Source organism: Streptomyces sp. NPDC054765 (genome assembly GCF_053612065.1).
Window position 1 is genome coordinate 1 of record NZ_JBSHBP010000143.1, and the last position, 1,326, is coordinate 1,326.

The 1,326-nt window shown below is 57.0% G+C and carries 1 rRNA gene (only partly in view); it reads left to right on the forward strand.

Annotated features, from left to right (window positions below):
- Nucleotides 1–49: 49 nt before the first annotated feature.
- Nucleotides 50–1,326, forward strand: a 23S ribosomal RNA gene (locus tag ACWGJY_RS37430); it runs 1,927 nt beyond the window's last position.

The window sequence follows — 1,326 nt, forward strand, 5'->3', positions numbered from 1 at the left end:
GGGTGGCTGGTCGTTGCTTGAGAACTGCACAGTGGACGCGAGCATCTGTGGCCAAGTTTTTAAGGGCGCACGGTGGATGCCTTGGTACCAGGAACCGATGAAGGACGTGGGAGGCCGCGATAGGCCCCGGGGAGCTGTCAACCGAGCTTTGATCCGGGGGTGTCCGAATGGGGAAACCCGGCAGTCGTCATGGGCTGTCACCCGCTGCTGAACACATAGGCAGTGTGGAGGGAACGCGGGGAAGTGAAACATCTCAGTACCCGCAGGAAGAGAAAACAACAGTGATTCCGGGAGTAGTGGCGAGCGAAACCGGATGAGGCCAAACCAGTCACGTGTGATACCCGGCAGGGGTTGCGTGGTTGGGGTTGTGGGAGTTCTCTTTTGTCGTCTGCCGGCGATGAGGCAAGTCAGAAACCGTTGGTGTAGGCGAAGGACATGCGAAAGGTCCGGCGTAGAGGGTAAGACCCCCGTAGCTGAAACATTAACGGCTTGCTTGAGAACCACCCAAGTAGCACGGGGCCCGAGAAATCCCGTGTGAATCTGGCGGGACCACCCGTTAAGCCTAAATATTCCCTGGTGACCGATAGCGGATAGTACCGTGAGGGAATGGTGAAAAGTACCGCGGGAGCGGAGTGAAATAGTACCTGAAACCGTGTGCCTACAAGCCGTGGGAGCGTCGCGCAGAGACTTGTCTCTGCGTCGTGACTGCGTGCCTTTTGAAGAATGAGCCTGCGAGTTTGCGGTATGTTGCGAGGTTAACCCGTGTGGGGAAGCCGTAGCGAAAGCGAGTCCGAATAGGGCGTTGAGTAGCGTGCCCAAGACCCGAAGCGGAGTGATCTAGCCATGGGCAGGTTGAAGCGGAGGTAAGACTTCGTGGAGGACCGAACCCACCAGGGTTGAAAACCTGGGGGATGACCTGTGGTTAGGGGTGAAAGGCCAATCAAACTCCGTGATAGCTGGTTCTCCCCGAAATGCATTTAGGTGCAGCGTCGTGTGTTTCTTGCCGGAGGTAGAGCACTGGATAGGCGATGGGCCCTACCGGGTTACTGACCTTAGCCAAACTCCGAATGCCGGTAAGTGAGAGCGCGGCAGTGAGACTGTGGGGGATAAGCTCCATGGTCGAGAGGGAAACAGCCCAGAGCATCGACTAAGGCCCCTAAGCGTGTGCTAAGTGGGAAAGGATGTGGAGTCGCAGAGACAACCAGGAGGTTGGCTTAGAAGCAGCCACCCTTGAAAGAGTGCGTAATAGCTCACTGGTCAAGTGATTCCGCGCCGACAATGTAGCGGGGCTCAAGCACACCGCCGAAGTCGTGTCATTGCAGCAAT